The sequence below is a fragment of the Cellulomonas flavigena DSM 20109 genome (genome assembly GCF_000092865.1).
Lineage (GTDB): Bacteria > Actinomycetota > Actinomycetes > Actinomycetales > Cellulomonadaceae > Cellulomonas > Cellulomonas flavigena.
The window spans coordinates 747,228-761,211 of sequence record NC_014151.1 but is presented as its reverse complement, the minus strand read 5'-3'; the positions used below and the strand labels follow the sequence as shown (position 1 = coordinate 761,211).

Below are 13,984 nucleotides of genomic sequence, written 5' to 3'. Positions count from 1 at the left end.
GAGACTAACCCTCCGCCCCCCGCGCACCCGGGACGCACGCCCCGGTGCACCGCCCCCTGCGTCGTACCGTGCCCGTCCCGGCGCTGCTCAGAGCGCCATCGCCGCACGCACGTCACCCTCCTGCTCGGCCCCGCCGACGCCCTCGGCCGTCACGCGCCCCGACTCGAGCACGTAGTACCGCGACGACGCGGCGAGCGCGAAGCCCACGTGCTGCTCGACCAGCAGCACCGACAACCCGTTCCCGGCGAGCTGCACGATCGCGTCCTCGATCTCGGCGACCACCGAGGGCTGGATGCCCTCGGTCGGCTCGTCGAGCACGACCAGCCGCGGCCCCGTGATGAGGGCCCGCGCGATCGCGAGCTGCTGCCGCTGCCCCCCGGACAGCAGGCCGGCCCGCCGTCCGAGCAGCTCACGCAGCGCGGGGAACAGGTCGAGCGCCTCGTCGAGCCGCCGGGCCCCCGCCGGCCCGGCGACGTCGGCGACGAGCTGCAGGTTCTCCCGCGCGGTGAGCTGCCCGAACGACTGCTGCCCCTGCGGCACGTACGCCAGGCCGGCGCGCACCCGCTGGTGCGGCCGCCACCGCGACACGTCCTCGCCCCCCAGCAGGACCGTGCCGGACCGCACGGGCAGCAGCCCGACGGCGGCCCGCAGGAGCGTCGTCTTGCCCGCACCGTTGTGGCCCATGACGGCGACCACCGCGCCGTCGGGCACCTCGATGTCGACGCCGTGGACGACGGCCGTGCGGCCGTACCCGACGTGCACCCCGCGCAGCTCCAGCATCACTCCACCTCCGTGCTCGCAGCGGGCGTGGCGTCGGCGTGCGCACCCGCAGCCGTCGCGCCGCGGCCGCGGCCGTGCGCCCCGGACCCGAGGTACACCTCGACGACCCGCGGGTCGGCCTGCACCTGCGCGACCGTCCCCTCGGACAGGACGCTCCCCTGGTGCAGCACCGTGACGGACGACGCGAAGGACCGCAGGAACTCCATGTCGTGCTCGACGACGACGACCGTGCGCTGCTCGCCGATGCGCTGCAGCAGCAGGCCCGTCTCCTCACGCTCGGCCTGGCTCATCCCGGCCACCGGCTCGTCGAGCAGCAGCAGCCGCGCGTCCTGCACCAGCAGCATCCCGATCTCGAGCCACTGCTTCTGCCCGTGCGCGAGGACGCCGGCGGGCAGGTCGCGCACGTGCGCGAGGCCCACGGTCTCCAGCGCCGCCTCGACCTCCGGCGGCACGACGTGCCGGCGGCGCAGCATCGTCAGCGGCCCACGGCCGGCGCCCGCGGCGATGTCGAGGTTCTGCAGCACCGTGAGCTCGTCGAAGACGCTCGCGGTCTGGAAGGTGCGGCCCACACCGGCGCGCACGATCTTGTGCGACGGCCTGCCGACGAGCTCGACGCCGCCGAACTGCACCGAGCCCTGGGCGGGTGCCAGCCCGGTGATCGCGTCGACGATCGTGGTCTTGCCGGCGCCGTTGGGGCCGATGAGGAAGCGCAGGTCACCCTGCGTGACGGTGAGGTCGACACCGTCGACGGCGACGAACCCGTCGAACACGACCCGCAGACCACGCACCTCGAGGTAGTCGTGCCTGAACCGCTCGCCGGGGGCGGCGATGACGGACTCGAGCGCCTCGGTGTCGAGGCGGGCGGTCGCGTCGGGCGACGGTGCGGCGCCCGTGGTGTCCCCGCTCATGCGTTCCTCCCGGCGGTGCGTGCCGCGTCGGCGGCGGTCTGTGCGGCGTCGTCCGGCGCGGCGTCGTCTGGAGCGTCCGACCCGGACGACGGGCTCGTGCCCTGGTCGCCGGACCGCGACCGCCACCGCTTCCACAGGCCACCCAAGGACGCGAGGCCCTGCGGCAGGAACGCGACGACGACGATGAACAGCGCCCCCTGGAAGTAGGTCCAGAACGACGGGAACTGCTCCGACAGCCCGGTCTCGGCCCACGACACGGCGATCGCGCCGAGCACCGGGCCGAGCAGCGTGGCGCGGCCGCCGATCGCGACACCCACGAGGAACCCGATGGAGGGGATCACGCCGACGTCGGCGGGCGAGATGATGCCGACGACGGGCGCGAACAGCGCCCCGCCGATGCCGGCGAACGCCGCGGCGACCGCGTAGGCCACGACCTTGACGTTCGCCGGGTCGTACCCGAGGAACCGCACGCGGTTCTCCTGGTCGCGCACGGCCACGAGCAGCTCGCCGTAGCGCGACGCCATGAGCAGCCGCACGGCCACGACCATCGCGATGAGCACGCCCGCGGCGATGAAGTACAGCATCCGCTTGTTGACCGGGTCGGCCAGGTCGTACCCGAAGAACGACCGGAAGCCGTTGAGCCCGTTGGTGCCGCCGGTGACCTTCTGCTGGCCGACCAGCAGGATCGCGAACGCCGCCGCGAGCGCCTGCGACAGGATCGCGAAGTACGCGCCGCGCACCCGGCGGCGGAACACCGCGAGTCCCAGCAGGGCCGCGATCCCGGCGGGGAGCACGATGATCGCCAGCACCGTCACCACGGGGCTGCGGAACGGCTCCCACCAGCCCGGCACCACGCCGTCGCCGTACAGGAGCATGAAGTCGGGCACCCCGCCGGGGCCGGCGTCGGACAGCTTCATGTGCATCGCCATGAGGTAGCCGCCGATGCCGAAGAACACGCCCTGCCCGAGCACGAGCATGCCGCCGCGCCCCCAGGCCAGGCCGATGCCGATCGCGACCATCGCGAGGCACAGGAACTTGGCGAGCAGGTTGAGGCGGAAGTCCGACAGCACCGCCGGCGCGAGGCCGAACAGCACGACGGCGGCGACCGCGACGCCGATCCACACGCGTGCTGCCGGGCCGCGCCACCAGGCCGTCGTGGCGGGGGCCGGCGGCGTGGCGTCCGTGCCCGTCGTGGCACCCGTGGCCGTGCCCGTCGCCGCGCTCATGCCAGGCTCCGCGTGCGGACCGCGACCAGGCCCTGCGGCCGGACCTGCAGGAACGCGACGATGACGACGAACAGCAGCACCTTGGCCAGGCTCGCGGTCGTCGAGTACTCGAACGTCGCCTGCAGCAGGCCGAGCGAGAAGGCCGCGATCACCGCGCCCTTGAGCTGCCCGATGCCGCCGACGACGACCACGAGGAACGCGTCGACGATGTAGTTGGTGCCGAGCGTCGGGCCGATCGACCCCAGGAGCGTCAGGGCGACGCCCGCGACACCGGCGATGCCGGAGCCGACGAAGAAGGTGAGCCGGTCGGTGGCCCGCGTCGAGACGCCGGACGTCTCCGCGAGGTCGCGGTTCTGCACCGTGGCGCGGATGCGGCGCCCGAGCGGCGTGAGCTTGAGGACCAGCGACAGCGCGAGCACGCACACGATCGCCAGCGCGAGGATGAAGAGGCGCGTCTTCGGCAGGTTCATGCCGAGGACCTGGACGGCGCCGGACAGCCACGCCGGGGCGCGGACGTCGACGTTCGGGGCCCCGAAGACGTCGCGCGCGAGCTGCTGGAGCACCAGCGCCACGCCGAACGTCACGAGCAGGGTGTCCAAGGGTCTGCGGTACATCCGGGAGATCAGCGTGACCTCCAGCAGCAGGCCCAGCAGGCCGCCGACGACGAAGCCGACGGGCAGCGCGACCAGCAACGAGACGCCGGCGTCGGGGACGAACCACTGCAGCACGAACGCCGTGTAGGCGCCGGCCATCATGAACTCGCCGTGCGCCATGTTGATGACGCCCATCTGACCGAACGTCAGCGCGAGGCCGAGTGCCGCGAGCAGCAGCACCGACCCGAGGCTGAGCCCTGCGAAGAGCTGGGAGAACAGGGCGTCCATGCGGCGCCGCCTTCCGTGGGGTGTGGACGTCCCCGGCGCGGTGGCCCGGTCCGGCCGAGGGGTCGGACCGGGCCACCGCACGCTCAGGGGCGCGTCCTGGTGTGTCGGACGCGGGTCAGGACAGGCCCTCGGCCCAGTCGTAGCCCTCGAGGAACGGGTCCGGCTCGATCGGGCCGTCGGACTCCCACACGGGGTAGATCAGGCCGTCGGCGTCGATCTTGCCGATGTAGGCGGTCTTGGCGATGTGGTGGTTGTCGCCGTTGACGGTGACCGTGCCCTCCGGGGCGTCGAAGCTCACGCCGTCGGCCGCCTCCTGGATGTCCGCGACCGCGAACGACTCGGCCTTCTCGACCATGCCCTTCCACAGGTAGAGCGACGTGTACGCCGCCTCCATCGGGTCGGACGTCGGACGGTCGTCGCCGTACTTCGCCTTGAACGCGGCCACGAACTCCTCGTTGGTGGGCGACTCGACCGTCTGGTAGTAGTTCCACGCCGTGAGCTGGCCGACGATGTTGTCGACGCCGATGCCGCCGACCTCCTCCTCGGCGATCGACACCGAGACGACCGGCACGGCGTCCGCGGTCAGGCCGACGTTCTTGTACTCCTTGAAGAACGCGACGTTGGAGTCGCCGTTGAGCGTGTTGAAGACCGCGTCGGCGCCGGACGACTTCAGCTTGTTGACGATCGTCGCGAAGTCGGTGTGGCCGAGCGGCGCGTACTCCTCGCCGACGATCTCGATGCCGTTGGCCTCGGCGTACGCGTTGATGATCTTGTTCGCCGTGCGCGGGAAGACGTAGTCGGAGCCGACGAGGAACACCTTCGTCTTGCCCTGCTCCTTGAGGTAGTCCATGCCGGGGATGATCTGCTGGTTGGTCGTCGCGCCCGTGTAGAAGATGTTGGGCGACGCCTCGAGGCCCTCGTACTGGACCGGGTAGAACAGCAGCGAGTTCTTCGACTCGAAGACGGGCAGCATCGCCTTGCGCGACGAGGACGTCCAGCCGCCGAAGACCGCGGCGACGCAGTCGGAGCTGATGAGCTTCTCCGCCTTCTCGGCGAAGACGGTGGGCTCCGACGCGCCGTCCTCGCCGACGACCTCGAGCTGCTTGCCGAGCACGCCGCCGGCCTCGTTGATCTCCTCGGCGGCGAGGTCGAGCGAGTCGCGGACCGTCTGCTCGGAGATCGCCATGGTCCCCGAGAGCGAGTTGAGGAAGCCGATCTTGATCGTGTCCCCGTCGGTCTCGACGCAGGACGTGCCGCCGGACGCGGCTGCCGTGCCGCCGGCGGCGTCGGCCGTGCGGGCACCGCCGCAGGCCGACAGCGCGAGAGCGGTGCCGACCGCCGTGGCGGACAGGGCGAGCGCGCGCCACCGGGCGGCCCACGTGGGGGAGGTGTGTGCAGTCAACGGGGTGCCTTTCGTCAGGACTACTGGCGTGCGGTACCGGTCCGGGCGCCGACCCACCGCGTCCCACCGCGCTGTGTCCCGCGGCGTATACAGGCCGGTGCCCATGGCCGAGGACGCTAGGGACGCCGTGTTTCGCCGATCCGACGCCTCGTGTAAACATCCGGTTTCGGGTGTATACGAACGCGGATACAGCAGCGTGCTCCGCCTTAGGGTGCCGGTCATGAGGCTCACCCCCGCCGACACCGAGAAGCTGCTGCTGGCCGTCGCCGGCATGGTCGCGCGCGACCGGCTCGCGCGCGGCGTGCGGCTCAACCACCCCGAGGCCGTCGCCCTGCTGAGCACGTGGGTGCTCGAGCGTGCCCGGGACGGGCTGGGCGTCGAGCAGCTCATGACCGACGGGCGGTCGGTGCTGCGCCGCGACCAGGTCATGGAGGGCGTCGCGGAGATGCTGCACGACGTGCAGGTCGAGGCCACGTTCCCCGACGGCCGCAAGCTCGTGACGCTGCACGACCCGATCGCCTGACGCACCGCCCGACCGGCGAGTGCGAGGTTCCCGGACCCCCGGGAACCTCGCGCTCGTCGCACGAACCAGGAGGAGACACATGGCCGGCAGCAGTGCGGACGGGCCGGGGGCCGTGCGGACCCGGGAGGGGGTGGTCGTGCTCAACGGCGACCGCACACCCGAGGAGCGGCTCACGCTCGTCGTCGAGAACACCGGCGACCGCCCCGTGCAGATCGGCTCCCACCTGCACCTGCCCGACGCGAACGCGGCGCTCGCCTTCGACCGCACCGCCGCGCACGGGTTCCGGCTCGACGTGCCGTCGGGCACGTCGCAGCGGTTCGAGCCCGGCGCGTCGCGCACGGTGCACGCGGTGGTGATCCGCGGAGCGCGGCGCGTGCCCGGGCTGCAGCGCGGCAAGACGGACGGGGGTGCGCTCTAGTGGTCGAGATCTCCCGTGCCCGCTACGCGGCGCTGTACGGCCCGACGACGGGTGACCAGGTGCGCCTCGGTGACACCGACCTGTGGATCGAGGTCGAGGACGACCTCACGGTCGGCGGCGAGGAGGCCGTGTTCGGCGGCGGCAAGTCGATCCGGGAGTCCATGGCGCAGGGGTCGACGACGCGCGCGCAGGGCGCCCCCGACACCGTGATCACGAACGCGCTGGTGCTCGACTGGTGGGGCGTGGTCAAGGCCGACGTCGGCATCCGCGACGGCCGGATCGTCGCGCTCGGCCGCGCCGGCAACCCGGACGTCGCCGACGGCGTGCACCCCGACCTGCGCATCGGCCCGTCGACCGACGTCATCAGCGGCGAGGGGCGCGTCCTGACGGCGGGCGGCATCGACGTGCACGTGCACTTCCTGTCGCCGTCGCAGGTGCACGAGGCGCTCGCGACGGGCCTGACGACGCTCGCGGGTGGCGGGACGGGCCCGTCGGAGGGCTCGAAGGCGACCACCGTGACGCCGGGCGCGTGGCACCTGCGCGCGCTGCACCGCGCCCTGGACACCGCGCCCGTCAACCTGCTCCTGCTCGGCAAGGGCAACACCGTCAGCGCGCAGGGCCTGGCCGAGCAGGCCCTGGCCGGCGCCGGCGGCTACAAGGTCCACGAGGACTGGGGGTCCACGCCCGCCGCGATCGACGCCGCGCTGCGGGCCGCCGACGACTGGGGCCTGCAGGTCGCGCTGCACTCGGACTCGCTCAACGAGGCCGGGTTCGTCGAGTCGACGATCGGCGCGATCGCCGGCCGGTCCATCCACGCGTTCCACGCCGAGGGCGCCGGCGGCGGGCACGCGCCCGACATCCTCACGGTCGCGTCGCTCCCCCACGTCATCCCGGGCTCGACCAACCCGACGCTCCCCCACACCGTCAACACCGTGGCCGAGCACCTCGACATGCTCATGGTCTGCCACCACCTCAACCCCGCCGTGCCGGAGGACCTCGCGTTCGCCGAGTCCCGCATCCGCGCCACGACGATCGCGGCGGAGGACGTGCTGCACGACATGGGCGCGCTGTCGATCACGTCGTCCGACGCGCAGGCCATGGGCCGCATCGGTGAGGTCATCACGCGCACGTGGCAGGTCGCGCACGTCATGAAGCACCGGCGCGGCCCACTGTCGTCCGCGCTGCCCGCCGACAACGAGCGCGCCCGCCGCTACGTGGCCAAGTACACGATCAACCCGGCCGTCGCGCACGGCATCGACCACGTCGTCGGGTCGGTCGAGGTCGGCAAGCTGGCGGACCTCGTGCTGTGGGACCCCCGGTTCTTCGGCGTCCGGCCGGACGTGGTCGTCAAGGGCGGCGCCATCGCGTGGGCCGCGCTCGGCGACCCGAACGCGTCGATCCCGACGCCGCAGCCGGTGCTCATGCGTCCGTCGTTCGCGGACGCGACGGGCGCAGACGTGTCGGTGTCGTTCGTCGCGCCGGCCGCGCTCGACGACGGCCTCGCCGACCGCCTCGGCCTGCGCCGCCAACTCGTCGGCATCCGCCCGACGCGTGACGTCGGCAAGGCGCAGATGGTCAACAACGACGCCCTGCCCTGCATCGAGGTCGACCCGGAGACGTTCACCATCCGCGTCGACGGCGACGTGATCGAGCCGGCCCCGGCGGAGCACCTCCCCCTCACCCAGCTCTACTCCCTCTTCTGACGCCATGCCGCCCCCCACCCCCACCACCACCCCTGGCGCGCGAGACGTCGATCCAGCCCCGAGCGCGGCCGCGCTCCTGGTCCTCGCGATGCTCGCCGACGCCCGCCTCCCGACGGGCGCCCACGCCCACTCCGCGGGCCTCGAACCCGCGGTCCAGGCGGGCCTCCTCACGCCCCCTCCCCCGCCCCCCACCCTCCCCCGCACCCTCCCCCCGCGAGCCGTCGATCCAGCCCCGGGCCGGAATGACGTCTCGCGAGGTCAGGGGGAGGCGGACGCACCCCACCCCACCCCCCTCGGCGCGAGCCGTCATCCCAGCCCCACCGTGCCGGGCGCGCGGGGTCGATCCAGGACCGAGGACGTCGCCCGGATCCCCGCGCTGGCGGCGACGCGGCTGCGGACCGTGACCGCCACCGAGGCGGGGGCGGCGGTCGTCGCGCGGCACTGGTGGCTGGACCGGCACGACCTGACGCCCGTGGCGGACGCGTGGGCCGCGCGCACGCCCAGCCCGGCCGTGCGTGACGCCGCCCGGCGGCTCGGCCGCGGGTACCTGCGGCTCGCGCTCGCGCTGTGGCCCGACGAGCTCGTCGGCGCGTTCCCGCCCCGCGCCGCTCCCCCGCGACCGCTCGTCGCCGGTGCCATCGGGGCCGTCGCGGGCCTCGACGCGCTCCAGGTCGCGCTGCTCGTCGGCTACGACGACGTGCAGACGATCGCATCGGCCGCGCTCAAGCTCGCCCCCCTGGACCCCGCGACGACGACGCGGTGGGTGCTCGACCTGCACCCGGCGGTCGCGGCCATGGCGGCCGACGTCGCCCACCTGACCGACCCGGACGACATCCCGTCGGCCGGCGCACCCCTGACCGACGCGTGGGCGCAGGCCCATGCCCGCACCACCCGGAGGCTGTTCCATGGTTGAGAGCACGGCCGACCACTCGGCACCCACCGCACCCGCCCGCGCGTTCCGCCTCGGCGTCGCCGGGCCCGTCGGGACCGGCAAGACGTCGCTCATCGCCCTGCTGTGCCGCGAGCTCGCCGACGACATCGAGATGGGCGTCGTCACCAACGACATCTACACCGACGAGGACGCGCAGATCCTGCGCGCGGCCGGTGTGCTCGAGGTCGACCGCATCCGCGCCGTCGAGACCGGCGCGTGCCCGCACACGGCCATCCGCGACGACGTCACGCCCAACCTCATCGCCGTGGAGGACCTCGAGGCCGACCACGGCCCCCTCGACCTCGTGCTCGTCGAGTCCGGGGGCGACAACCTCACCGCGACGTTCTCCCCCGCGCTCGTCGACGCGCAGATCTTCGTGCTCGACGTGGCCGGCGGCGGGGACGTGGCCCGCAAGGGTGGGCCGGGCATCGCGCGCGCGGACCTGCTGGTGGTCAACAAGACGGACCTCGCGCCGTACGTCGGGGTCGACGTCGAGCGCATGCTCTCCGACGCGGCGGACGCCCGCGACGGCGGACCCGTCATCGGGCTGTCACGTCACGACCGGGCGTCGGTCGACGCGCTGACCGACTGGGTGCTGCGCATGACCGACGCCGTGCGCGGCGGCCGGCACACCCCCGTCGACCCCGGCCCGATGGCCCCCCACAGCCACGCGGACGAGGACGGCAACGTCGTGGTCCACACGCACGGCCCCGAGGGGGACCACCCGCACGAGCAGCCGCGGACGCGGACCACGCACACGCACCCCCACGAGCTCCGGCACCACCCGCTCGCGCACGAGCGCCCGGGCGCGTGACGGGGCCGACGGCCGGGCCGGCGACAGGGACGCGCGCATGACGAGCACGGTCGACGCGCCGGCGCGGGCCGACGGGGCGACGGGCGGGCCAACGGGTGGGCCGGCGCCCACCCACGTCCGCCTGACCCGCGCCGGCGGGCGCGTGCGCGCCGACCTGGCCGGTGGCCTGCTCTCGTGCCGTCGCCTGCCGGACGAGGACGGCACGGTGCGCGTCGCGCTCGTCGCCACGCAGGCGCTGCTGCTCGCGGATGACGACGTGCGGATCGCTGTGGACGTCGAGGACGGTCTCGCGCTCGAGCTCGTCGAGGTGGCCGGCACGGTCGCGTACGACATGCAGGGCGGCTCGGCCGACTGGCGCGTCGACGTGCGCCTCGGTACCGGGGCGTCCCTCGTGTGGGACGCGCTGCCGTTCGTCGTCGCGACGGGCGCGCACGTCCGCCGCCGCACGTCGCTGGACCTCGCCGACGAGGCGTGCGCGGTGCTGCGCGAGACGTTCGTGCTCGGCCGCACCGGCGAGGCGGGCGGGCACCTGACGACGACGACCGACGCGCGCCTCGCCGGCCGGCCGCTGCTCGTCGAGACGCTCACGGTCGACCCCGGAGCCCGCGACGACCCCGCGCTGCTCGGCGGTGCCCGCTGCCTGGACACCGTCACGCTGCTGGGTGCCAGGTACGACGACGAGGTGCCGGCAGGCGCGGACGTGCTGCAGCTCGACCGCCCGGGGACGCTGGTCCGCACGTTCGGTGCCGACGCCCACGCCGGCGACCTCGCGTGCACGGTCGTCCGGGCCCGCCGCGCCGCGACCCCGAGTCCGGGCACGACGCCGGGACAGGCCGGACCGTGGCCGACACCCGCGGCGCCGCCGCCTGGTCGTGCGCCCCTCCCCGCTGGCGGGCGCCGCCCACGTCGGTGATCATGTCCTCAGGCTCGTGCCCGCCCGCGGGGAGGCGGTCGGGCACGAGCACGTACACGGGGGTGGACGTCCTGCAGGTCACGACGCACGACAGCGCACGCTTCGGCCTGCCGCGGGTCGTCGGAACGCACGTGTCCGTCACCGCGACGGGGGACGTCGCAGTCACGAGCGACGTGCTGCAGGCGTACCGGCTGCCCGACGCGGGTGACCGCGCGCGCGTCGCACTGGTCGTGCCGCCGGAGCTGCAGGGACCGGACGGACGCACCGACGCGCAGCACGGCCGCATCGACGTGGCCGTCGCCGCAGGGCGCGAGCTGGAGATCGTCGAGATCACGGGCGTCGGCGCGCACGCCGTGCAGCACGCGCGCACGCAGTGGCTCATCGACGTGCGGCTCGCGCAGGACGCGGTGCTGGTGTGGCCGACACTGCCGATCGTCGTCGCCGAGGGCGCGGACGTGCTGCGCCTGACGCACGTCGACCTCGCGCCCGGCGCACGCGTCGTCCTGCGCGAGACGCTCGTGCTCAGCCGCGCCGGGCGGACGGGCGGCCGCATCCGCTCGACGATCCGTGCGCGCCTCGACGGCAGCCCGCTGCTGGCCGACACGTTCGTCGTCGAGCCGTCGGCGCCGCTCGCCTCGGCCCTCCACCCGGCGCTCGCGACGGTCGCGGACGGCGCCGTCCCCGGGCCGCGCCCGCCCGCGGACGAGGTGCGCCTGGACACCCTGCTCGTCCTCGGCGCGCGCCTCGAGCACCCCGAGGCGCTGCAGCTCGACCAGGAGGGCAGCGTGCTGCGCGGCCCGGCTGCGAGGGTCCACGACACCGACCTCGCCGTCGCGTTGCCGCGACCCCGCCGCTGAGCAGCCTCACGCCCGCGTCGTGGGACGGGACGCGCGCGAGACCGGGCTGACGTGGCGTCCGCGATCGCTTGCGCCACCCGAGCCCGGTCTCGCGGAGCGCGCGTCCCGGTGGGTGGACGGCGTCAGGGTGTGCCGACGCGCTGCGGCACGTGCACCGCGATCTTGCCGCGCAGCACGACGCCGTCGTCGGAGACCTTGGTGAGCAGGAGGTGGAACGCCCCGGCCGGCTCCTTCCACCGGAACGTGTGCGTCACACCGCACGGCACCGGGTCGGGCATGACGGCGGGGCGGATGCGTCCGTCCTCCGGCACGAGCTGCACCCAGTACTGCGGCAGACGGAAGCTCCACACGCCCCCGCAGTCGAGGTCGACGACCGCCGTCACCCCGTCGGTGGACTGCTTCCAGCTCGGCGAGCGCCAGCCGTCCTTCAGCTCGACCTCCCACGCCAGCGGCGGCTGCGTCGGACGCGGCACCTCCGGGCCGGGGATGACGGGCCCGGGCCCGATGCCCTCCGTCGGGGGCGCCGCCGTCGCCGGCACCGTCGTCGTGAGTCCCGCCGCGAGTGCGACCGCCGTGAGCACCTGGATCGTCCGTGCGCGCATACGTTCCTCCGACCTCGTCGTCCGTGCCGGTACCCCATCAGGCCCCGAGGGCGGGCGCACGGCGGTGAAGCCTTTCGGCACCGGGTGAACCGGGGTACGCCGGACGTACCGCCGGGCGACCAGGCCACCAGTGGGCAGGTGGCCCCAGCGACGGCCGCTGCGACGGGGATACGCTGCGACGCATGCTCCTGCGACCGCTCGACCAGTCCGCCAAGCTGAAGAACGTCCTGTACGAGATCCGGGGCAAGGCACTGGACGAGGCCGCACGCATGGAGGCCGAGGGCCGCCGCGTCCTCAAGCTCAACACGGGCAACCCGGCGGCGTTCGGGTTCGACGCGCCGCACCAGATCGTCGCCGACGTCATCGCCGCCGTGCCCCACGCGCACGGGTACACGGAGTCGCGCGGCATCCTGCCGGCGCGGCGCGCGGTCGTCACGCGCTACGAGACGGTCGAGGGCTTCCCGACGTTCGACGTCGACGACATCTACCTGGGCAACGGCGTCTCCGAGCTCATCACCATGACGCTGCAGGCGCTGCTCGACGAGGGCGACGAGGTGCTCATCCCGTCCCCCGACTACCCGCTGTGGACGGCCATGACGAGCCTGTCCGACGGCAAGCCCGTGCACTACCGGTGCGACGAGAACAACGGCTGGGAGCCGGACATCGAGCACATCCGCGAGCAGATCACGCCGCGGACCAAGGCGATCGTGGTCATCAACCCCAACAACCCCACCGGTGCGGTGTACCGGCGCGAGGTGCTCGAGCAGATCGCGGACATCGCGCGCGAGCACAGCCTGCTGCTCCTGGCCGACGAGATCTACGACCGGATCCTCTACGACGGCGCGCAGCACATCCCCCTCGCGAGCGTGGCGCCGGACCTGCTGTGCCTGACGTTCAACGGGCTGTCGAAGACGTACCGCGTCGCGGGCTACCGCGCCGGGTGGGTCGTCGTGACCGGGCCGCAGGGTCACGCGAAGGGCTTCCTCGAGGGCATGACGCTGCTCGCGTCGACCCGCCTGTGCCCCAACGTGCCCGCGCAGCACGCCATCCAGGCCGCGCTCGGGGGCGTGCAGTCGATCGAGGCACTCATCGCGCCCGGCGGCCGGCTGCACGAGCAGCGGCAGGTCGCGTGGGAGGGGCTCAACGCGATCCCCGGCGTCTCGTGCACCAAGCCCGACGGCGCGCTGTACCTGTTCCCGCGCCTGGACCCCGAGCACTTCGGCATCGTCGACGACGCGCAGCTCGTCTACGACCTGCTCGTGAGCGAGCAGATCCTGCTGGTCCAGGGGACCGGCTTCAACTGGCCGACGCCGGACCACCTGCGCATCGTCACGCTCCCCGAGGCGCGCGTGCTCGCCGAGGCCGTCGAGCGCATGGGGAACTTCCTGGCGTCGTACCGGCAGACGCCCCGCTGACCACGCCCGCTCGGCGGTACCCTGGCGCGCCCGTCCCCCACCACCCCAGGAACACGCGCCCCATGACGAACGACTCCTACGGCTACGACTCCGGCGCCGGTGCCGGTGCCGGAGCGATCGCCGCGATCGGACTGATGTCCGTGCTGTACATCGCGCTGATCGTGTTCGGCGTCTACATGTACATGCGGATCGCCCGCAAGGCCGGCTGGACGCTGTGGCACGGGCTGCTGCTGCTCGTGCCCGTCGCCAACATCGTTTTCATGATCATGTTCGCCTTCGTCGAGTGGCCGATCGAGCGGCGGCTGCGCGAGGCGGAGCAGCGGCTCGCGCTGGCCTACGGCGGCACCCCGCCGTACGGCGGCTACGACCCCGCGGCCGGGTACGGGACGGGGGCCTACGGAGGTGCCCCGTACGGCGGCGCGGTGACGTACGGCACGGGCGAGCCCGCCCTGCCGTCGACCGGCGACCGCTACGCCGCGCCCGATGCGGCGCAGCCCTGGGCTCCGCCGTCGACCGACGCGGCACCGCCGGTCCCGCCGGCACCGCCCACGCCCCAGCCGCCATCGCCCGAGCCGCCGCGCTGACCTGCGCGCGCCCCGCGCAGCCGGGCA

The 13,984-nt window shown here is 73.8% G+C and carries 15 protein-coding genes; 9 read left to right on the top strand and 6 right to left on the bottom strand.

Going from position 1 to position 13,984, the window contains the following annotated elements; genetic code table 11:
* Positions 1-87: 87 nt before the first annotated feature.
* From urtE to urtA, 5 genes are all read right to left on the bottom strand, one after another.
* A complete protein-coding gene (gene urtE / locus CFLA_RS03555; protein ID WP_013115950.1) occupies positions 88-780 on the bottom strand; it encodes an urea ABC transporter ATP-binding subunit UrtE in 693 nt (230 codons plus the stop codon).
* A complete protein-coding gene (gene urtD, locus CFLA_RS03550) occupies positions 780-1,688 on the bottom strand; it encodes an urea ABC transporter ATP-binding protein UrtD (RefSeq protein ID WP_013115949.1) in 909 nt (302 codons plus the stop codon). Before urtD ends, urtE begins: the two co-directional genes overlap by 1 nt.
* Positions 1,685-2,914 carry an urea ABC transporter permease subunit UrtC gene (gene urtC / locus CFLA_RS03545; RefSeq protein ID WP_013115948.1) on the bottom strand — a complete coding sequence of 410 codons (1,230 nt, stop codon included), beginning with the start codon at positions 2,912-2,914 and terminating at the stop codon, positions 1,685-1,687. Before urtC ends, urtD begins: the two co-directional genes overlap by 4 nt.
* A complete protein-coding gene (urtB, locus tag CFLA_RS03540) occupies positions 2,911-3,795 on the bottom strand; it encodes an urea ABC transporter permease subunit UrtB (RefSeq protein ID WP_013115947.1) in 885 nt (294 codons plus the stop codon). Before urtB ends, urtC begins: the two co-directional genes overlap by 4 nt.
* Positions 3,796-3,910: 115 nt before the next feature.
* Entirely contained in the window at positions 3,911-5,197 is a 1,287-nt protein-coding gene (gene urtA / locus CFLA_RS03535; protein WP_043598753.1) for an urea ABC transporter substrate-binding protein, read from the bottom strand.
* Positions 5,198-5,417: 220 nt separating this feature from the next.
* On the opposite strand from urtA, the gene CFLA_RS03530 reads away from it, so the two are divergent.
* From CFLA_RS03530 to CFLA_RS18850, 7 genes are all read left to right on the top strand, one after another.
* On the top strand, positions 5,418-5,720 hold the full coding sequence (locus CFLA_RS03530) for an urease subunit gamma (protein WP_013115945.1): 303 nt from the start codon (positions 5,418-5,420) through the stop codon (positions 5,718-5,720).
* A 79-nt stretch (positions 5,721-5,799) separates the two neighbouring features.
* Entirely contained in the window at positions 5,800-6,138 is a 339-nt protein-coding gene (gene ureB, locus CFLA_RS03525; RefSeq protein WP_013115944.1) for an urease subunit beta, read from the top strand.
* Positions 6,138-7,841: an urease subunit alpha gene (locus CFLA_RS03520; RefSeq protein WP_013115943.1), complete on the top strand. Its 1,704-nt coding sequence runs from the start codon at positions 6,138-6,140 to the stop codon at positions 7,839-7,841. Before ureB ends, CFLA_RS03520 begins: the two co-directional genes overlap by 1 nt.
* A gap of 4 nt (positions 7,842-7,845) precedes the next feature.
* Positions 7,846-8,754, top strand: a complete 909-nt coding sequence (locus CFLA_RS21165) for an urease accessory protein UreF (RefSeq protein WP_013115942.1) — start codon at positions 7,846-7,848, stop codon at positions 8,752-8,754.
* Entirely contained in the window at positions 8,747-9,586 is an 840-nt protein-coding gene (gene ureG, locus CFLA_RS03510) for an urease accessory protein UreG (RefSeq protein WP_013115941.1), read from the top strand. Before CFLA_RS21165 ends, ureG begins: the two co-directional genes overlap by 8 nt.
* 37 nt (positions 9,587-9,623) lie before the next feature.
* Positions 9,624-10,499 (top strand): urease accessory protein UreD, encoded by an 876-nt coding sequence (locus tag CFLA_RS18855; RefSeq protein ID WP_013115940.1) that lies wholly within the window; start codon positions 9,624-9,626, stop codon positions 10,497-10,499.
* A gap of 62 nt (positions 10,500-10,561) precedes the next feature.
* Positions 10,562-11,356 carry an urease accessory protein UreD gene (locus tag CFLA_RS18850; RefSeq protein WP_187291323.1) on the top strand — a complete coding sequence of 265 codons (795 nt, stop codon included), beginning with the start codon at positions 10,562-10,564 and terminating at the stop codon, positions 11,354-11,356.
* 122 nt (positions 11,357-11,478) lie between these two features.
* Here the strand turns inward: CFLA_RS18850 and CFLA_RS03495 are convergent, their stop codons facing one another.
* Positions 11,479-11,958: a hypothetical protein gene (locus tag CFLA_RS03495; RefSeq protein ID WP_013115938.1), complete on the bottom strand. Its 480-nt coding sequence runs from the start codon at positions 11,956-11,958 to the stop codon at positions 11,479-11,481.
* Between the two features lie 182 nt (positions 11,959-12,140).
* Here CFLA_RS03495 and CFLA_RS03490 point away from each other — a divergent pair, with 182 nt between their 5' ends.
* Both CFLA_RS03490 and CFLA_RS03485 read left to right on the top strand, forming a co-directional pair.
* Positions 12,141-13,373, top strand: coding sequence for a pyridoxal phosphate-dependent aminotransferase (locus tag CFLA_RS03490; RefSeq protein WP_013115937.1), 1,233 nt, complete (start codon positions 12,141-12,143; stop codon positions 13,371-13,373).
* Between the two features lie 62 nt (positions 13,374-13,435).
* A complete protein-coding gene (locus CFLA_RS03485) occupies positions 13,436-13,957 on the top strand; it encodes a hypothetical protein (protein WP_013115936.1) in 522 nt (173 codons plus the stop codon).
* Positions 13,958-13,984: the final 27 nt, after the last annotated feature.

Excerpts from the sequence above, each read along its gene's own strand:
- urtE (WP_013115950.1), bottom strand. The coding sequence starts at position 780 with ATGCTGGAGCTGCGCGGGGTGCACGTCGGGTACGGCCGCACGGCCGTC.
- ureG (WP_013115941.1), top strand. The coding sequence starts at position 8,747 with ATGGTTGAGAGCACGGCCGACCACTCGGCACCCACCGCACCCGCCCGC.
- urtB (WP_013115947.1), bottom strand. The coding sequence starts at position 3,795 with ATGGACGCCCTGTTCTCCCAGCTCTTCGCAGGGCTCAGCCTCGGGTCG.
- urtC (WP_013115948.1), bottom strand. The coding sequence starts at position 2,914 with ATGAGCGCGGCGACGGGCACGGCCACGGGTGCCACGACGGGCACGGAC.
- ureB (WP_013115944.1), top strand. The coding sequence starts at position 5,800 with ATGGCCGGCAGCAGTGCGGACGGGCCGGGGGCCGTGCGGACCCGGGAG.
- CFLA_RS21165 (WP_013115942.1), top strand. The coding sequence starts at position 7,846 with ATGCCGCCCCCCACCCCCACCACCACCCCTGGCGCGCGAGACGTCGAT.
- CFLA_RS03495 (WP_013115938.1), bottom strand. The coding sequence starts at position 11,958 with ATGCGCGCACGGACGATCCAGGTGCTCACGGCGGTCGCACTCGCGGCG.
- CFLA_RS03490 (WP_013115937.1), top strand. The coding sequence starts at position 12,141 with ATGCTCCTGCGACCGCTCGACCAGTCCGCCAAGCTGAAGAACGTCCTG.
- urtD (WP_013115949.1), bottom strand. The coding sequence starts at position 1,688 with ATGAGCGGGGACACCACGGGCGCCGCACCGTCGCCCGACGCGACCGCC.
- CFLA_RS03530 (WP_013115945.1), top strand. The coding sequence starts at position 5,418 with ATGAGGCTCACCCCCGCCGACACCGAGAAGCTGCTGCTGGCCGTCGCC.
- CFLA_RS03485 (WP_013115936.1), top strand. The coding sequence starts at position 13,436 with ATGACGAACGACTCCTACGGCTACGACTCCGGCGCCGGTGCCGGTGCC.
- CFLA_RS18855 (WP_013115940.1), top strand. The coding sequence starts at position 9,624 with ATGACGAGCACGGTCGACGCGCCGGCGCGGGCCGACGGGGCGACGGGC.